This is a genomic window from Actinocrispum wychmicini, assembly GCF_004345645.1.
In the GTDB taxonomy this organism is placed as follows: domain Bacteria; phylum Actinomycetota; class Actinomycetes; order Mycobacteriales; family Pseudonocardiaceae; genus Kibdelosporangium; species Kibdelosporangium wychmicini.
In genome coordinates, this window is record NZ_SLWS01000001.1 from 1,643,115 (window position 1) to 1,662,341 (window position 19,227).

Consider the following 19,227-nt stretch of genomic DNA (forward strand, 5'->3'; position numbering starts at 1 on the left):
GGGGACAGGACGATGGCTAAGTGGCGATTCTCGAGTGTGGCCGTCGCGGTGGCGTTGAGCATGGTGGCCACCGGGGTTTCGGCGACCGCGGCGCCCGCGACCGGGTGGCACGGGCTTGGGTGGGAGCTGCCCGAGTTGCAGAAGCCAGTGCATGTGCCGGGAACCGAGGGCACGCTGCGCGCGGCGCCGAGGAACGCGACCAGGGACACGGCGTTGCGTGCCGCGCCCTTGGTGTCCTGGCCACGTGCGCAGAGCGCGGATGTGGCGTTGCCCGCGACCACGACCGGCAAGCCGCAACCTGAGGCGCGCCGGGCCGGTGATTCGCCGGTGTCGGTCACCCGCGGCCATGGCAAGGACGGCAAGGGAAAGCTCAGCCCACGGGCTGGCACCGCCGCTGCTGGGCATGACCAGGGTTTGGTCAAGGTCGACACGGTCGAGCACGCGATCGCTGACAAGGCGCGGGTTACGGGCACGCTGGTGCGTGTGGCGCCGGTGTCCGGTGACACGACCGGGCCGGTGTCGGTGGATCTGGACTATGCCGGTTTCGTCGATGCTTACGGCGGGGGGTACGGCCAGCGGTTGCGTTGGATGTCCTATCCGGACTGTGTGCTGACCACGCCGGAGAAGCCGGCCTGTCAGGTGCCGACTCCGGTGGACTCGGTGAACCTGGAATCCGACCGGCATCTGGTCGGTGAGCTTGCGGTGCCGGCGGGGGGCACTGTGCTGGGCGCTACGCCTGGGGCGAACTCCGGTGGCGGTGACTTCACCGAGACGTCGCTGTCGCCGGCGGGGACCTGGTCGGCGGGGACGTCGTCCGGTGATTTCTCCTACACCTATCCGATCGGGTTGCCGACGCCGCAGGGTGGCAACGCACCGCAGGTGAAGCTCAGTTATTCCTCTGGGTTGGTGGATGGGCTGACCTCGGCGACCAACAACCAGCCGTCGGCGGTGGGGGACGGTTGGGCTCTGTCGGGTGCCGGGTACATCGAGCGCAAGTTCGAGTCCTGTGTGACCGATCCCGGTGGGAACAACGGCGACAAGAAGACCGGTGACCTGTGTTGGTCGGCGGACAACGCCACGTTCGCTCTCGGTGACCGTTCCGGGGAACTGGTCAAGGACAAGGACAACAACTCCTGGCACGCCAAGAACGACGACGGGGCCCGTTACGAGCGGTTGGGTGGCGCGGCCAACGGGGACAAGGAGGGTCAGTACTGGAAGGTCACGACGAACGACGGCACCCAGTATTTCTTCGGCCTGAACCGGTTGCCCGGCTGGAGTGACGGCAAGCCGGAGACCCAGTCCGCGCTGACCGTGCCGGTGTTCGGTAACCATCCTGGCGAGCCGTGCCACACCGACGACTTCGCCAGTTCCTGGTGCACGTATGCCTACCGGTGGAACCTGGACTACGTCGTCGACCCGCACGGCAACGCGCAGTCGTACTACTACCAGCCCGAGACGAACTTCTACGGCCTGAACGGCAACTACACCGATCCTGGCGTGCAGTACACCCGCGGCGCCTTCCTGACCAGTATCCAGTACGGGTTCAACGTCACCGTCCCGGGCGCGGGGGTGTACGACCCGGCGCCGATCAGGGTGTTGTTCGACACCGCGGAGCGGTGTGTGCCGTCCGGCGCGATCACATGCGATCCCGGGCAGCTCACCAAGGACACCGCGAACTCGTGGCCGGACGTGCCGGCCGACAAGATCTGCAACGCGGGTGACGTGTGCAAGAACAACATGAACCCGACGTTCTTCACCCGCAAGCGGGTCACCGCGATCACCTCGGAGGCCGCGGGTGTGCCGGTCAACCGGTGGACCCTGGGCCAGTCGTTCCCGCAGACCGGGGACGGGTCGGCGAACGCGTTGTGGTTGGACACGGTCACCCGCACCGGCCTGACCGGTGGCACCCTGACGTTGCCGCCGAGCACGTTCATCGGTACGGCCAAGCGCAACCGCGCCTTCCCTGGGCAGAACAACCTGACTGGGATCACCCGCAACCGGCTCACCTCGGTGATCAACGAGCAGGGCGGTGTGATCACCGTTGACTACACCGAGCCGGACTGCCAGGGCGGCACGCCGGCCCCCGAGGGCAACCACACCCGCTGCTACCCGGTGTTCTGGTCTTTTCAGGGTAACTCCGACCCACAGATCGACTGGTTCAACAGGTACGTGGTCACCGACGTCTATGAGGACGGCCGGACCGTGCAGTCGCAGCAGACCCGCACGCACTACGACTACGTAGGCGACGCGGCCTGGCACTACGACGAGAACCCGCTCGGCGACCCGACGTACAAGACGTGGTCGGTGTGGCGTGGCTACGGCACGGTGAAGACCACCAAGGGCAACCCGGACGACCCGGCCGGCCCAAGGTCGGTGACCCAGTCGTTGTTCTTCCGCGGCATGGACGGCGACACCTTGCCGGGTGGTGGCCGGCGCGGCGTCCAGCTGACCAACTCTCTCGGCGAGTCCATGCCGGACCGGGACCAGTTCCACGGGATGACGTGGGAAACCCAGAAGTTCCTTGACGGCAAACCGATCTCGGTGACGGTCACCGACCCGTGGACCTCCGACCCGACCGCGACCGCGGCCAGCGGCAGGCAGTCCTTCCACGTCGCCCCTGCGGTCACGCGTGAGCGGGCCTGGATCGAGAACAGCAAGTCCTGGCGCACCACCCGCACCGCCACCTCCTACAACGGCCAGGGTCTCACGACCGCGGTCGAGGACGACGGCGATGTCGCGGACCCGAAGCAGGCCACCTGTACCCGTACGAGCTACGCGCAGAACGGGGACGCGTGGCTGCTGGCGTACCCGAGCGTGACACTGAAGATCACCGGCCCGTGCACCGACGGCAACAAAGCCAGCAGCGGCAGCATCATCTCCGACACCCGTAACCACTACGACGGTGGCGACGTCGGGGCGCCACCGTCGCGTGGGTTGGTCACCCAGACCGACACCGTGGACACCTGGCCCGCGGGTGGCGCGGAGACCTTCGTGTCCGCCAAGACCGCCTTCGACACCTACGACCGGGTGACCGCCAGCACCGACGAACTCAACCGCACCACCACGACCGCCTACACCCCGTCCAGCGGCGCGGCCAGCCGGATCACCACGACCAGCCCGTCGCTCGGCGGCACCCTCGGCAGCCTGACCGCGGCGAAGGTGTTCGACCCGTCGTCCGGGCTGCTGCAGTCGGCCATCGACCCGAACGGCCGGCACACCGACGCGACCTACGACCCGCTCGGCCGGCTCACCGCGGTCTGGAAACCCGGGCACGACAAGAGCGGCCCGGCCGACGCCAGATACGAGTACACCGTCAGCACCGACAAACCCAGCATCGTGGCCAGCAAGGTGTTGCAGTCCTCCGGCCAGTACGCCACCACCTACCGCCTGGTGGACGGGCTGGGCCGCACGGTCCAAACCCAGGCGCCGACGCCGTACACCTCGGGCCGGGTCCTCAGCGACAGCTTCTTCGACTCGCAGGGCCGACCGTGGAAGACCCACAACGCCTACTGGAACGGCGACTCGGGGCCGAACACGACCTTGCTGGTGGTGCAGGACCTGGCCGTGCCCAACACCACGGTCAACACCTACGACTCGGCCGGCCGGCAGACCGCCGCGACCATTCTGAAGAACAACACCAAGCTGGCCGAGTCCCGTGTGCTCCTTGACGGTGACCGGACCACGACCATCCCACCGGTGGGTGGCACCGCCGAAACCGTGGTCAGCAACGCCCGCGGCCAGATGACCGCCCGGGCGCAGTACCTGGACCGGGCGCACACCAACCCCGGCGACCCGGCCGACACCACCACCTACACCTACACCCCGGCCGGCTACCAGGCCACGATCACCGACACCACCGGCAAGAACGTCTGGACGACCGGCTACGACCTGCGCGGCCGCAAGACCGTCGGCACCGACCCGGACAGCGGGACCAGCCGGGCCGCCTACGACCCGGCCGGCCAGGTCGTGTCCACCACGGACGGACGAGGTCGGACCGTCGCGTTCGGCTACGACGCGCTGGGTCGCCGGACCGGCGAGTTCGATGGGTCCCCCACTGGGCCGAAGCTCGCCTCCTGGTCGTATGACAGCCTGCTCAAGGGTATGCCGACCAACTCGATCCGTTACGTCAACGGCCAACCGCACGTGGTCAACGCGGCGACCGGCTACGACAAGGCCAACCGGCCGACCGGCTCGCAGGTGACCGTCATCAACGAGGCCGGTCTGAACGGGACCTACACGTTCCCGGTCACCTATGACCCGAACACCGGTCTGGTGGCCACCAGCACCAGCCCAGGGGTCGGTGGGCTGGCAGAGGAGACGATCTACCGGGGTTACGACCCGTACGGCAACCCGACCACGGCCTACGCCGCGACCTCGAACGGGTCGGGCACGTCACTGGTGTCGGACACCAAGTACAACCCGTTCGGCCAGGTGCTGCGGGAGAACTTCGCCGCCGCCACCGACCCGAACCAGGTGTCGGTCACCAACACCTACGACGACGCCACCGGACGACTGCAGAACGTCTTCGCGGTCCGGGCGACCAGGACCACCCCCCAGGTGGTCAACCGCACCTACAGCTACGACGACGGCGGGAACGTCACCAAGATCGCCGACACCCCCGACGGCAGCGCGTTCGACACCCAGTGTTTCAGCACGGACTATCTACGTCGGCTCACCGAAGCCTGGACCCCCGGCAACGGCGACTGCACCTCATCGCGCTCGGTCGCCGCGCTGGGCGGCGCGGCCCCGTACTGGACCAGCTGGACCTACGACAAGACGGGTAACCGGACCAGCCAAACCCAACACACCGCGACCGGCGACAGTGTCGCGACAAGCACCTACCCCGACCCGGGCAGCAAACAACCGCACGCCGTGCAATCCGTGACGACCGGGCAGAAGCGCAACATCTACGGCTACGACGACGCCGGCAACACGGTGTCCCGCAATGTCGCGGGTAAGAACCAGACGTCCACGTACGACGCCGAGGGACGCCTTGCCACGGTGACCGACGTGGACGGGAAGGTCTCCAGCTACCTCTATGACGCCGACGGCAACCGGGTCATCACAAAGGACCAGACCGGCACCACGCTCGCCGTCGGCGACCTGGAACTGTTCGTGCTCACCGGCACGACCACGGCCAAGGCACTCAGGTCCTACACCCACGGCGGACAGAAGATCGCCGTGCGTGGTGCCGGCGGGCTGGACTGGGTGGTGGGCGACCATCACGGCACCAGCCTGGCCAAGATCGGTGCTCGTGACCTGGCGGTGGCGCGGCGTTACCAGGACCCGTTCGGCAACGCGCGCGGACCGGACCCGGGGTCGTGGCCGGACAAACACGGATTCCTCGACGGATACCAGGACACCACCGGCCTGACCCATGTCGGCGCCCGCGAGTACGACCCGACCCAGGGCCGCTTCACCCAGGTCGACCCGGAATTCGACCTGACCCACCCGCAGTCCTGGAACAACTACTCCTACAGCGGCAACAACCCAGTCACCTGGTTTGACCCAAGCGGCCGCGGGTTCTGGGACATCCTCGAGGTCGTCGCGATCGTCGCGGTCGCGATCGCGGTGGTCACCGTGGTGGCCATACCCGTGGTCACCATGGTGGCCGTCGAGGTCGGTGTCGCCACAGCGGCCGCTGTCGATGTGGGTATCGAAGCGGGTGCGGCAGCCGTCGAGGTGGGCGCGGCCGATGTGGGTACCGCGACGGTGATGGTCCCTGAGACGACCATGGTCAACGAAACCGTCGTCACCACCGAAACGGTGATGCAAGAACAAGTCAGCACCGAGGTGGTGGCCGAGGCCGCCGCCGAACCAGCCGCCGCCGAAACCGCCGCCGCCGAAGCCGCTACCACGGAGGCGGCTAGTTCCGAGGCCGCGAGCTCGGAAGCAGCAGTCGCCAGCGAAGAGGGCGCGGCTACGGAAGAAGCCGCTAGTGGCGAGGCAGCCAGTTCGGAGTCCTCCGCGACCGAGGGGAGCGGCAGCGCCGGGGAGCCGACAAAGCTGTACCGGGCTCCGGAAAAGGGCAACATGGCAGCTGAGGAGAAGGGCCTCGATCCCGCCAATCACCCGGATGTCGGCCGTCACCAGGGCACTGCTTACCTGGGAGACTCCGCGGGAGTGGCTGAGAAGTATGCTGGTCAGGGGGTTTATGAGGACGGCTATTGGGAGTACACGATGAAGCCGGAATTTGAGACCGAGTTCCCGGCGAACGTCTTCCGGGCAACGCACGACAACTATCCTGGAGAGTTCCAGTGGGTCATCCCGAGAGGTGATATTGGCCGATTCAACTCACTTATTGCCGATAGTAAATGGATCAACTTTTATATGGGGTATTCATGGTAGATAAAGAGGAGCTCTGGCGAAAAAGCGGCTTGCATCAGTTTCAGATTGTTCAGTGTGTGGTTACCGAACATCGTGGCCGGTTCGGTATCGATGTCGATGTTGTTACACCGACCGGCAGAGTTCCCGGATTCATCGATTTCGTGATGCTTGCGGATTCCGACGAGCATCCGTCGCCCGCGGACTTCCCCGCTGTTGGTGCTGTGCTGGAGGCGGTGACATTGGACTTCATCATACCTTTGGGGGGCGAACTGCGGCTCACTGCTCGCAAGTCCTCCATCGAGCGGCAAAGAGCGCAGGACAAGCAAAGGTGAAGGGCGGGGTAGCTGCAAGGCCATTTTGGGCGGAGGTTTCCATATCGACGACCAAGCACAGATCGTTGATCTGTTCGATGGTCAGTCCAGTGGTATGATACATGCCAGGACTTCTATTTGCCGCTTGGATAGGTATGTGATATTAGGGCTTTATGGCGTGTATCGTGGACAGCGTCCACCCCGTTCCAGGAGGTGTAATGAATGACCGCGACGCGTTCGACCGGTTTGATCGTTACTGTGAGATACTCGACTCGCTTATCGGCGCAACGTCTGTCATCAGTGAGGTTGAACCGCGAGAGATGGGGGACGGACCGGTTCGCGCTGTCGTGTATATAGGAACGCCGGAACCTGGATATGTAACCGGGCTCACATATGGACTCTCGCTCTCTAGTCATCCGGATTGGCGGTCGAGAGGTCGTGAGCTTTCCATCACCGTCCGCTCTGAAAACGTCGAGTGGTCTCAGGTCCCCGCGAGGATGGTTGCCACACTAAGGGGAGTCTGTCCCTTCAACTCCGGTCAAGTTCTCGGCTATGTTCAGCCGTTCGTGGAAGATTCCGCAATGAATAGTGTCCTCTTGTCTGAACCGGCAGTTGAGTGGAGCTCAGGATTGATTGATCTAAGTTGCGGTGAAGTTGATCCGAAAGAGCCTGGCCTGGTGGAAATCATCGGCGTCTACCCCGTCCACTCGTCGGAACGAGACTTTGTTCGCTCGCGTGGATTCGATGCGTTCTGGAGCCTGGAATGGGATCGCTTTGACCCTGCACGGGCGCCAGTAGTATGAATAATCCGAGTTTGTCAGTTCTTCACGACGGGAATGGTTGAGCTGTGAACGGCTAGGACGACACACCGGAGCTTCGAGCAATCGATGACCAGAGATCGGCTGATTCGATAGCCCTCCCTGATGACGAGTGATATGGGCAGGGTACTTTGGGCGGCTTGCCGCGGACTGACCAGAGGGTGGATATGTCTTACTTTGCCGATCTCGCCGTGTATGACTACCTTCCGGAGAGTGTCCCGGAGGGTCGGACTGCGCTAACGGTAGGTTGGTTGGACGCGGAGCATCCGTACCAAACGGGGGCGTGCCCAGAGGGATTCGCTGAACGTCTGTTCGAATTCTGCCAATCACATCAAAGTGCTCGGACGAGAGGCTTTCAGAACTGTACGTTGTGCGGACGGTCTGGTATTGATGATCCGCCAGTAATGGTAATGGCGAGTTTGGGCGGGATCTCGATTCCGCTTGGGCACGCCGAGCTTCGGGTATACGATGAGGTTGGCACCTGGCTGGTGGCACCTAACCTGGTGCTGCACTACGTGGCGAAACACCAGTATCTGCCACCTCGTCAATTCGTAGATGCTGTCATGGCTGGGCGACTGGTCTCCTGATCTGGACGCTTTGCTCTGGATGCACTAGTCGGGAGGCTTGTTCGTGTATCATGAACGTGCGGAGGGGAAGCCATGGTCGCAGAGAAGAACGACCAGACGAGCCACTAGGTAGTCAACAGTAACTGCATGCCCTACCGCGTCCGCGAGGCAGCCTCGGCGGTACCGACCGACGGCTGCCGGGTTGTCACCCGCGACCTGATGGGGCACCACACTCGCGATGGGTAATTTGGGGGTGCTCGTATCGCCGGATCAGCGATCGAAAACTTGACTGAGTAATCTCCAAAACCGAGACTTCCCATTTCGTGGAAGCCCTGGTTTGTTGGACCTATGTCCGGTATCGGACCAGTGAAACCCACCACACAGTGACCGGCGACACCGTCACGACGCGGGGCCCAATCGACCGTACGCCCTACGGAGGCGGGCCGCTGTCGATGTGGGGTACCGCGACCGTGACGATCCCTGAGACGACTACGGTCGACGAAACCGTCGTCACCACCGACGGTGATGGAGGAACAGACCAGCACCGAGGCAGCGGCCGAACCGCCCGCCGCCGAAACGGCCGCCAGCACCGAAGCCGCCACCTCCGAGGCGGCGAGTTCCGAAGCGGCCACGACTGAGGCCACAGGGTCGCAAGCGTCGGCCAGTGAGACCTCGGCCGCGGAACAAGCCGCCAGCGAGGACGCATCCGCCGAAGCCGGACTCCAGCGAAGTAACAGCGGCGGCGATTCGGAAGACCTCGGTGAGGGACCCGCACTACCGAAGACCCGGGAAAGCGAGGGGCTGTCGGCGGGATCGAGGACCCGGTGCACGGTGGCGCGGCCGACGGAGAGCACCTCCGTCAGTTCGGCGATGGTGTGGTCGCCGGTGGCGTGCATTCGCACCAGTTCGGCCTGCTGGTGGGCGCCGCGGGCGGTGGCGACACAGCTTCGATCCCGACATGGCGAGGCCGCGATATTTCGGCGAGCGCAACGAAGCGGCTCCCTACCCTGACCGACCGTGGCTGGGCGCCGATCGGAATCAGCATCCGAGACCTGTTCGCCGCCAACAACCTTCCGCTGCTGAAGGACGACGACATACATGGGCGACATGCTCTACGTCAGCGGCGCCGTCAGCAAAACCACGCGGTAGCACCTACCCCGCGCGACGACGGGTTGAGATGGCTCAACCGTTGGACGAGCGGCAGCGCTGATCCACGTGGAACGTGCAAGATCATCGCGGCGTCCGGGCGACGTGGAGACCGCTTCGTGGGACACAAAGCGGCTGGGATACCGCCCGGCGCGGCGCTCGCTCGGATACGGTGGTTCGGTGGGTGAGAACAGTCAGCTTGAGCCGCAGGCGTATGACCCGAAGAACCTCCGGGTGTCCGACGCCGAGCGTGAGCACGTCACGGGCTTGCTCCAGAAGGCGGTCGCGCTCGGCATGCTGACGCTCGACGAGTTCACCGAACGTACTGACCGGGCGCTGGTCTCGCGCACCCGCGGTGAGTTGAACAGCGTCGTGATCGACCTGCCCGGTGTCGTCCACACCGAGGTCGTCTCCGTCGACGAGCCGATGGTGCTGAGGACCCGGTCCGGCTCGGTGAAGCAGAACGGCGACTGGGTGGTGCCGAGGAGCATCACCGCGGAGTGCACGATGGGCAACGTCCAGATCGACTTCACGCACGCGCGGTGCTCGCACAAGGACGTCACGCTGCGTGCGACCTGCGGGTCGGGGCACATCACGGTGATCGTGCCGCGCGGCTGGCTGGTCCGGATGGAGGAGGTCACCACCAGCATGGGCCACGCGGTGAACAAGGCGACCGACCCCGCCGACCCGGCCATGCCCGTCCTGCACGTGCACGCCAAGGTCGGGATGGGCCACCTCAAGATCAAGCACTCCCGGGACCACTGATCCGCGTGCCTCGCGCGGGGTGAATGGCGGGCATGGCAGTATCCGGCGGTGCGTTATTACGCTGACCTCCACGTGCACTCGAAGTACAGCCGGGCCTGCAGTCGTGACTGTGACGTCGAGAACCTGGCGTGGTGGGCGCGGCGCAAGGGGATCACCGTGCTCGGCACGGGCGACTTCACCCATCCCGCCTGGGCGCGGGAGCTGCGGGAGACCCTTCAGCCGGCCGAGCCGGGGCTGTTCAAGCTGCGCGACGACGTGGACGCGGAAGTGCTGCGCAAGCTGCCGCCGACCTGCCACGGCGAGGTCCGGTTCGTGCTGGAGGTGGAGATCTCCACCATCTACAAGCGCGACGACCGCACCCGCAAGGTCCACCACCTCTGTTACGTGCCGTCGTTCGAGGCCGCCGACAAGTTCACCGCCGCGTTGGCCAAGATCGGCAACCTCGGCTCGGACGGGCGGCCGATCCTCGGCCTGGACTCGCGTGACCTGCTGGAGATCACGCTGGAGTCCGGCGAGGGCTCGTACCTGGTGCCGGCGCACGTATGGACGCCGTGGTTCGCCGTGCTCGGCTCGAAGTCCGGGTTCGACGCGGTCGCGGACTGTTACGTCGACCTCGCCGACGAGGTCTTCGCCGTGGAGACCGGCCTGTCCAGCGACCCGAGCATGAACTGGCGGGTGTCCCGGTTGGACTCCTACACCCTGGTCAGCAACTCCGACGCGCACTCGCCGCCCATTCTCGGCCGCAACGCCACGGTGTTCGACACCGAGCTGAGCTACTTCGCGCTCCGGGACGCGTTGCGCGACGGCCCCGGGTATGTCGGGACCGTCGACATGTTCCCCGAGGAGGGCAAGTACTTCCTTGACGGGCACAGGAAGTGCGACGTCCGGATGGAACCGGCCGACACCCGGAAGCACAACCTGCTGTGCCCGGAGTGCCGGAAGCCGCTCACAGTGGGTGTGCTGCACCGGATCGAGGAGCTGGCCGACCGGGACAGCGGTGTGCGGCCGGCGAACGCGGGATCGACGTGGAGCATCGTGCCGTTGCCGGAGATCGTCGGCGAGATCCTCAAGGTGGGGCCGAAGAGCAAGGCGGTGGCCAGCGCGGTCACCGAGTTGGTCGGCACGCTCGGCCCGGAGTTGCCGATGTTGTTGGAAGTACCGCTGGACGAGATCAAGGCCGCGCGCACCCCGTTGGTGCACGAGGCGATCACGCGGCTGCGGGCCGGGCAGGTCCGCTGCGATCCAGGTTTCGACGGCGAGTACGGCACGATCTCGGTGTTCGCGCCCGGGGAGACGGCCGCGCCGACCATGGACACCCCTGGCCTGTTCGACATGCCCGCGGTCGACGAGGTGGTGGTTCCGCGCCGCGTGGTGCAGCCGTCCACTGTGGACGAACCGATCGAGGAGCCGGTCGTGGCACCGGTTCCCGGTGCGTTGCTGGACGGGCTGGATCCGGACCAGCGGGCTGCCGCGTCCGTTGTGGAGGGTCAGCTGCTGATCGTGGCCGGGCCGGGCACGGGTAAGACGCGCACGTTGACGCACCGGATCGCGCACCTGGTGATCGACCACGGCGTGGATCCGGGGAGCGTGCTGGCGATCACCTTCACCCGGCGGGCCGCGGAGGAGATGCGCGAGCGCCTGGCCGCCTTGGTGGACGGGGACGTGAACGTGGCCACGTTCCACCAGTTCGGGCTGCAGGTCCTGCGCGAGCAGCACGCGGTGCTCGGCCTGGCGCCGGACTTCGCGGTCGCCGACGAACCGACCCGGATCGCGGTGCTGCGCGAGATCCTGGGCGACTCGTCGGTGCGCAAGGCGTTGCAGGACATCTCCCGGGTGAAGCGGATGTTCGCCGCCCGGCTGGCCGCGTCCGCCGCCGGCGAGCTGCCGATCGGCGACGAGATCGACGGCGACCTGATCGGCCTGGTCGAGCGGTACGACAAAGCCATGCACAGCCGAGACCTGGTCGACTTCGACGACCTGCTGGCGATGCCGGTCACGTTGCTGTCCCGGCAGATCGACCTGGTCGAGCACTACCGCGCCCGGTACAAGTGGATCTGCGTGGACGAGTACCAGGACGTCGACGAGCTGCAGTACCGGCTGTTGCAGGAACTCACGCCGCCGACCGGCAACCTGTGCGCGATCGGCGACCCGGACCAGGCCATCTACTCGTTCCGCGGCGCCGACGTCGGGTTCTTCCTGCGGTTCCAGCGGGACTTCCCGACCGCGCGGACGGTCCAGCTGACCCGCAACTACCGGTCGAGCCCGGTGATCGTGGCCGGCGCGGTGGCCGCGGTCCGGCCGGCCACCCTGGTGCCGGACCGGGAGCTGCAGGCGATGCGGCCGGCCACCGACGACCGGATCGGCATCCACCCGGCGGCCGACGAGGAGGCCGAGGCCCAGTTCGTGGTGCAGACCATCGAGGAGTTGCTGGGCGGTTCGTCGTTCCACGCCAGGGACTCCGGCCGGGTCGCCGGCGACGGTGTCCAAGGTGGACTGTCCTTTGACGACATCGCGGTGCTGTACCGGACGGCCGCGCAGGCCCGTCCGGTGATGGAGGCGCTGTCCCGGGAGGGACTGCCGTTCCAGAAGCGGTCGCATTCGCCGTTGGCCGGGCATCCGGGCGTCCAGGAACTGGTGAAGCACTTCGTCGTCGCGCAGGACGCCACGCCCGCGTTGCTGCGCCGCGCGGCCCAGCAGGTGCCCGAGGAGTTCGCGGACACCGTCCAGGACGCCCTTGAACTGTTGCAGCCGCTGGCTCTTCGGCACTCTCCGGAGAGCTTCCTGGCCGAGCTGTCGCTGGGCGCCGAGGTGGACACCTGGGACCCCAGGGCGAACCGGATCTCGTTGCTCACCCTGCACGCCGCCAAGGGACTGGAGTTCCCGGTGGTGTTCATCATCGGCTGCGCCGACGGCCTGCTACCGATGCAGTGGGCCGAGGAACCTGACGAAGAACGCCGGCTGTTCTTCGTGGGCATCAGCCGCGCCCAGAACCACCTGTACCTCAGCCACGCGCAACGTCGTGGCGCACCTTCGCCGTTCCTGCGGTCACTGGACGATTCCCTGGTCGAACGGCTCGCCGGCCGAACATCCAGGCGGAGCCGCCAACTCCGGTTGCTCTAGGTTGGGGCCATGAGCGAGCCAGGTCTGCGTGAAGTCGTTCCCGGCGTCCACGCATGGGTCCAACCAGACGGCTCATGGTGGCTCAACAACGCGGGAGCGGTGCACAACGGTGACGACATCGTCCTCATCGACACCTGCGCGACCCGCCGCCGGACAACCCTGTTCCTCGAAGCCGTCGCCGCGGCGACAGGAAACGCCACCATCCGCACCGCGGTCAACACCCACCTCCACGGCGACCACACGTACGGCAACGCGCTACTGCCCGCGTCCACCACGATCGTCGCCCACCAGAACACCCGCGACGGCCTGCTCGCCGACTTCCTGCTGAAGAACACCCCACCGATCTGGTCGCCCACCCCCAACTGGGAGATCGACGACATCCGCCCGCCGACAGCGACCCTGCGGGACACCATGTCCCTCTACGCGGGCACCACCGAGGTCCAACTCCACCACCCCGGCTACACCGCCCACACTGTCGGCGACGTCGTCGCCTGGCTGCCGCAACAGCAGGTGCTCTTCACCGGCGACCTGGTCTTCCACCAGGTGACCCCGTTGGTGTTCATGGGTTCGGTCGACGGCGCTCGGCGCTCGGTGGAATGGCTGCGGTCCTTCCCCGCCCGGTCCGTGGTCCCCGGCCACGGCCCCCTGCTCACCGACGAGACCTTCAACGACGTCCTGGACACCCACACCCGCTACTACGAATTCGTCCAGTCCACCGCCGCCACCGGAATCGCCCAGGGCCGCACCCCACTCGACGCCGCCAAGGACTGCGACCTCGGCGAGTTCGCGACCCTCCCAGACCCGGAACGGATCGTCCTCAACCTGCACCGCGCCTACGCCGACCGCACCAACACCCCCATGGACCTGGCCGCCGCCCTCACCGACGCCGTCACGTACAACAACGGCCCCCTGCACTGCGCCCTGTAGCCCCGTCCGGAATTGTCGGTGCCTGTCGTTAGCCTCCTCACCAGGCAATTCGCCCAGGCAGGGCACTTGGTCCGGTATCGTTGGCACGCGGAGGGAGCTCACATGACAGCCCTGCCTCAAGACTGGTTGATCCGGCGCGCGGGCGGATGGACGTTGCGTGACGTCCAGCGGCTGCCCGAGGACTACCGCGTGGAAGTCCTAGACGGAGCTCTCATCGTGAACCCGAGTCCCCTGCCGGTCCACCAGCGGATCGCGCGCCGGCTGGCCGCCGCGCTGGAGGGCCAGCTGCCCGCCGGCTGGCAGCTGGAGGTCGACATCGACGTGATGCTGGCGGAGAACCCGCTGGACTACGTCGCCCCCGACATCGTCGTCTTCCCCGCCGCCTTGCCGCTTACCACCCGCCCAGTCCCAGGGAACGCCGTCCTGCTGGTCGTGGAGGTGGTGTCCCAGGGGTCGCGCAAGGAGGACCGCGGGTCGAAGCCGATCGCGTACGCCGAGGCGGGTGTCCCGTACTACTGGCGGGTCGAAGGGCCGGCGAGCGGCGAGGACGTGGTGACGGTCTACGTCCATGAGCTGCCGCCCGGCGCGAGTCGGTACGACATCACCGGCGTCTACGAGTCCAAGCTCGAGGTCGAGCTGGAACGTTCCGTCAGCATCGACCTGACCGCACTGCACTAGCCGAACGGTCGCGATGCGAGCCACTACCCCCGCGCGGGCCAGCATTTCCGCCACCGGGATTGGGGTCATGGTGGCGTTGGCGGACATATAGGCCACCGCGGGCAGCAGTTCGACTGTTTTCGGGATGAACGGGATCGGCTCGTTGTCCTGGCCGATTGTTCCGTCCCGGTCGAACAGGAATCCATCACAAAGATCGGCAAGCCATCGAACTATTCGACTTCTCCCGCGAACGGGTGCCAGAGGCGACGTTACCCTGATGTTCCGCGCGCACAAGGACGGTTTGGGAATTCACCGGCGTTTCGCATACTGTGTTCGGGGCGACCGAAGCGTCCGATTGCGAAGGCGAACACCTTCGGAGGTGGAGTGGATGCATGCGACTGGAGATCAGGCACCTGCGGACGGTGCTCGCGGTGGCCGACGCCGGTTCGATCAGCCGGGCCGCCGCGATTCTGCAGGTCACCCAGCCCGGTCTGTCGTCGCAGCTGCAGCGCATCGAGCGTGAGGTCGGCGGCCACCTGTTCCGGCGCGGCCGGGACGGGATCGTGGTCACCGAGCTCGGCCAGCAGTTCATCGACGAGGCGCGGGACCTGGTCGACCGATTCGACCGGCTGGGTGCGGCCGGCGAGCAGTTCACCACCCGCGCGCACGAGCCGGTCATCCGGGTCGCGGGTATCGACAACCGGCACACACCGGCGCTGGTCACCGTGATCCGGGAGGTCATGGCGGCGCCCGAGGTGTCCAGCTGGATCCACCCGGAGGTCCGTCCGGTGATCGAGGCGCTCGGCGCCAACAACGCCGACGTCGCCGTGCTGCACGAGTTCCCGCGGTACCCGATCTACCTCGGGCCGGGCATCGAGCACCGGGTGCTGGTCACCGAGCCGTTCTTCATCGGCCTGCCGGCGAGCCACCCGCTGGCCGCCGAGGACGAGATCGTCCTGGCCGACCTGGCCGAGGCGGACTGGGTGCTGCCGCCGGACGACGAGGCCGGCGGCCTGGCGAGTTTTCGCCTCGCGTGCGGCGCCGCCGGGTTCGTCCCGCAGGTCCGCCACCGCATCGCCAGCTCGATCGCGGCCGGCCTGCTGATCTCCGCCGGCGAGGCGATCGGGTGCTATTTTCCCACGTCACAGCCGCAGGGTGAGGTGGTGTTGCGGCCGATCGCGGGCAACCCGCACTACCGGCGGCTGATGGTGGCCTGGCGCGGCGACTCGCCGGTGGCGCCGGTCGCCGACCAGGTTTACGAGCGCATGCTCGCGAGGTACCTGGAGGTCATGCGGGCGTCCCCGGTGTACGCCAAGTGGTGGAGTTCGCGCGAGGGTGACCAATCATAATCGCAGAGTTATGGCAATTTGTTGGGTACCGGTTAATGGGGTCGGTGATATCATTCTTTTACTTACCTCCGGGGGTATGTTATGACCGATGTTCTGGACGCTCGAAATGGCCAGGCGGAATTGCGGGCAGCGGCCCGGGACAACCGGCAGCGGATCACCTGTGTCGAAGGGAAGTTGGGCACCGGGAAAACCACTCTGCTGGCCGAAATGGCGCGCCAGGCGGACACCGGCGGCTTTCGGGTGCTGATCGCGCAGGGGTCGATGTCCGAGTCGGACTTCCCGTTCGGCGTGGTCGACCAGCTGTTCGCCGGAAAGCTCGACGACTTCGAGTTGACCGACATGCACCGCGCCCTGCGCTACCTGTCCCGCTACCTGCGCAACCTGGCCACCCACCAGCCGGTGTTCATCGGCGTGGACAACGTGGACAAGGCCGACGAACCGTCCCTGCGCTGGCTGTCGTTCATGCGCCGCCGCCTGGCGGACCTGCCGGTGACCATGGTGTTCACCTGCGGCCCGGTCCGCTCCAGCCTGGTCAACGAGCTGACCGGGCCGGTCGAGCGGATCCGGCTGACCGGCCTGGATCCCGGCGGGTGCGCGCGGATGATCGGCGACGCCCCGGACGAGTACGTGCACGCCTGCTACCTCGCCACCGGCGGCAACCCGTACCTGCTCAGGGAACTGCTGGCCGCGTCAGCCCCGAGGACCGTGGAGGGGATCGAGCTGGCCGCGGCCACGGTCGCCAACAGCCTCGTCCCGCGGCTCGCCGGCTACGGCCCGCACCTGGTCGCCATGGCCAAGGCGGTCGCGTTGCTCGGGTCGGCCGGGATCACGCTGGCCGCGGAGGTCGCCGGCCTGGACGTCAAGGTCGCCACGGCCGCCGCCCGGCAGCTCGCCGACCTCGGCTTCGTCGGCGACGAACCGCTCGCCATGACGTACCCGATCGCCCGCATGGCGTTGCTGCACACGATGACGAGCCCTGAACGCGAGGCCGCGCACAATCGCGCCGCGCGGTACCTGCACCGCCGCGGTGAGCCCGCCGGCGAACACCTGCTCGCCAGTGCGCCGATCGGCCAGCAGTGGGCCGTACAGGCGCTGAGAACGGCCGCACGCGGCGAGAGCAGCCCGGACCGGGCTGTCCGCTACCTCCGGCGGCTGTTGCAGGAACCGTTGCCCGACGACGGGTTGCGCGCCGAGGTCCTGGCTGAGCTGGGCACGCTGGAGAGCCATCTCGACCCGGACGCGGCGTTCGAGTCGCTCAAACGGGCCCGCGCCCAGGTCACCGATCCGGTGGAGGAGGCAAGGCTGACCCTGACCCTCGCCTACGAGATCGCGGAGCGGCAGGACCGCGGCCGCGCGGTCGCCACCCTCGACCAGGCCACCGCGTCCGTCGCCGGGCTCGACCGGGACCTCGGCCACACCCTGCGGCTGTACGCGACCAGGCTGATCCTTGAGGAGTCGTGCGTCGACGAGGAGCTGCCCGGCCGGTTCGCCCAACTGCGGGCGGAGCCGGCGATGTCGGCCAAGAACGAGCTCTTCCTGTCCGCCCTGCTGGCGTTCCGCGACTGCCTGCGCGGCGACGACCCGGGCCGGGCGGCGATCCTGGCCAAGGCGGCGCCGGCGCGGCTGGTGGCGGGCGCGGTCGGCGACATCATCGACCGGGCCACGTTCACCCACCTCGTGATCACCCTGATGATCGCGGACGAGCTGGACCTGGCGCTGAAACTCTGCGAGGACGCGTTCGCGGCCACCGCCAGCCGGGAGGTTCCGGTCGCGACGGCCCAGATCCAGTCCCTGCGGACCCATCTGTACCTGCGCGCCGGCCGGTTGGCCGACGCGGAGTCGGCCGGACTGGCCGCGTTACGCATCTTCGACCAGCTCAGGCTGGGCCGGCAGCGAGTGGTCACGCTGGCTGTCACCGGGCTGTGCTCAACCTGGGCGGAGATGGGCGAACCCGGCCGCGCCGACGAACTCTTCGCGTCGCACCGGCTGGACGGGGCTGTGCCGGAGGCACGTCGGTTCGATCGAGTGCTGTACCACCGCGGCATCGTGCGGTCGCGGCTCGGGGACCACGGTGGCGCGTTGCTCGATCTGCTGGAGTGCGGTCGGCGGCTGGCGAAGCGCGGTGTGCTGAACCCGGGCGGGACGGCGTGGCGGTCGCACGCCGCCGAGCAGTACCTGGCGCTCGGCCGGCCGGCCGAAGCGCTGCGACTGGCCGAGGAGGAGGTCGCCCTGGCCCGGCGGTGGGGCCGGCCCAGGGCGCTCGGCGGCGCGTTGCGGGTGGCCGGGCTGGCCGCCAAGGACAACGATCTGGTCGCGGAATCCGTGCGGGTGCTGAACAACTCGACGGCCCGGTTGCAGCTGGCCAGGTCGTTGCTGAGCTGGGGCGGTGTGCTGCCGCAGGCCGACCGACGGGCGGTATACCGGCGCGCGCACGATCTGGCGAAGGCGTGCGGCGCGGTGCCGATCATGACCATGGCGGCGAACGAGTTGCGTGCCGCGGGCGGCCGGCGGTCCCGCCGGGACTCGTGCGCGTTGACCGATCAGGAGATGTGCGTGGCTTCGATGGCCGTACGCGGGCAGACGAACCGGGAGATCGCCGCCGAGCTCTACGTCACCCAGCGTGCCGTGGAACAGCACCTGACCAAGGCTTATCGCAAGCTGGGCATCGCCGGCCGGCCGCAGCTCGCCGCCGCGCTGCGGGGCCAGGGGCCGGATGCGGATCAGCCGGAATGAAGAATGTTCACGTCGCGTCCCAACGGAATCGGCGTCCGCGCCGACAATGTCGACAATGGATCCCGAACGGGCTAACGGGAGCGCGATCCGGGGCCCGACGGCGTCGCCGATCGCCCCGGATTTGGACCGGATCGCGTACCTTTGCCGCTCTGTGCGGGCATTCTCCCAGGTCAGATGTACTTTTTCGATCAAATGGCCTGGCCAGCTATGCCTTGGTCGCTCGCTGATGGCAGTATGGATAGCGGTCGCGGGTCTTCGCTGTGGAGACCTGGGCTGTCTTTCAGGGAGATAGTGGTATGGCGCAAGGCACCGTTAAGTGGTTCAACGGCGAGAAGGGCTTCGGGTTCATCGAGCAGGACGGCGGCGGCGCCGACGTGTTCGTGCACTACTCGGAGATCCAGGGCACGGGCTTCCGGTCGTTGGACGAGGGCCAGCGTGTTGAGTTCGAGATCGGCCAGGGCCAGAAGGGCCCGCAGGCCCAGCAGGTGCGAGCGATCTGACCCAGCAC

At 67.1% G+C, this 19,227-nt stretch carries 11 protein-coding genes; all 11 read left to right on the forward strand.

The annotated features are described in order from the left end of the window. Window positions 1–12 precede the first annotated feature (12 nt). Window positions 13–6,348 carry an RHS repeat-associated core domain-containing protein gene (locus EV192_RS08235; RefSeq protein WP_132112602.1) on the forward strand — a complete coding sequence of 2,112 codons (6,336 nt, stop codon included), beginning with the start codon at window positions 13–15 and terminating at the stop codon, window positions 6,346–6,348. Next, window positions 6,342–6,659, forward strand: a complete 318-nt coding sequence (locus EV192_RS08240) for a hypothetical protein (RefSeq protein WP_132112604.1) — start codon at window positions 6,342–6,344, stop codon at window positions 6,657–6,659. Before EV192_RS08235 ends, EV192_RS08240 begins: the two co-directional genes overlap by 7 nt. 197 nt (window positions 6,660–6,856) lie before the next feature. Then, a complete protein-coding gene (locus tag EV192_RS08245; protein ID WP_165960246.1) occupies window positions 6,857–7,441 on the forward strand; it encodes a suppressor of fused domain protein in 585 nt (194 codons plus the stop codon). 182 nt (window positions 7,442–7,623) lie between these two features. After that, window positions 7,624–8,043: a DUF7919 family protein gene (locus EV192_RS57660; RefSeq protein ID WP_481728511.1), complete on the forward strand. Its 420-nt coding sequence runs from the start codon at window positions 7,624–7,626 to the stop codon at window positions 8,041–8,043. A 1,305-nt stretch (window positions 8,044–9,348) separates the two neighbouring features. After that, a complete protein-coding gene (locus tag EV192_RS08255; protein WP_207925910.1) occupies window positions 9,349–9,933 on the forward strand; it encodes a DUF1707 SHOCT-like domain-containing protein in 585 nt (194 codons plus the stop codon). 48 nt (window positions 9,934–9,981) lie between these two features. After that, entirely contained in the window at window positions 9,982–13,053 is a 3,072-nt protein-coding gene (locus tag EV192_RS08260) for a UvrD-helicase domain-containing protein (RefSeq protein ID WP_132112608.1), read from the forward strand. Window positions 13,054–13,062: 9 nt separating this feature from the next. After that, a complete protein-coding gene (locus EV192_RS08265; protein ID WP_132112610.1) occupies window positions 13,063–13,980 on the forward strand; it encodes an MBL fold metallo-hydrolase in 918 nt (305 codons plus the stop codon). Window positions 13,981–14,082: 102 nt separating this feature from the next. Further along, window positions 14,083–14,658 carry a Uma2 family endonuclease gene (locus tag EV192_RS08270; RefSeq protein ID WP_132112612.1) on the forward strand — a complete coding sequence of 192 codons (576 nt, stop codon included), beginning with the start codon at window positions 14,083–14,085 and terminating at the stop codon, window positions 14,656–14,658. A gap of 371 nt (window positions 14,659–15,029) precedes the next feature. Continuing rightward, a complete protein-coding gene (locus EV192_RS08275; protein ID WP_132112614.1) occupies window positions 15,030–15,986 on the forward strand; it encodes a LysR family transcriptional regulator in 957 nt (318 codons plus the stop codon). 81 nt (window positions 15,987–16,067) lie between these two features. Beyond that, the gene (locus EV192_RS08280; RefSeq protein ID WP_132112616.1) at window positions 16,068–18,719 is read left to right on the forward strand and encodes a helix-turn-helix transcriptional regulator; all 2,652 of its coding nucleotides are present in this window, start codon (window positions 16,068–16,070) and stop codon (window positions 18,717–18,719) included. Window positions 18,720–19,015: 296 nt separating this feature from the next. Continuing rightward, on the forward strand, window positions 19,016–19,219 hold the full coding sequence (locus EV192_RS08285; protein WP_132112618.1) for a cold-shock protein: 204 nt from the start codon (window positions 19,016–19,018) through the stop codon (window positions 19,217–19,219). Window positions 19,220–19,227: the final 8 nt, after the last annotated feature.